At 63.5% G+C, this 255-nt stretch carries 1 pseudogene; it reads right to left on the bottom strand.

The window, feature by feature from the left end:
* Positions 1-255, bottom strand: a pseudogene (locus ACQCVD_RS15535) (IS982 family transposase); the annotation flags it as partial.

Genomic DNA, 255 nt, shown 5'->3' on the forward strand with positions numbered 1-255 from the left:
GTGGCCAGGTGCACCATGACGTGCTGCATCACCGCAGTGAGGGTGCGTTGGCGCTTGTGGTAGCCGGACTGCTGGGGCAGATACGGGAAGATGCTGGTCAGATGCTTGTGGGCGTATCTGACGAAGCCTCGTTCCGAGGTGAAGCCGAGCAGGGCTTCCATGATCGCCAGGACGATCAGTTCCGCGTCGCTGATCTGGGGTGGGAATCCGGAGGGCGGCCGGACGGGCAGGAGATCGGGGTGGGTGTTGAGGTAG

The organism is Corynebacterium halotolerans, assembly GCF_050107895.1.
Classification (GTDB): domain Bacteria; phylum Actinomycetota; class Actinomycetes; order Mycobacteriales; family Mycobacteriaceae; genus Corynebacterium; species Corynebacterium halotolerans_B.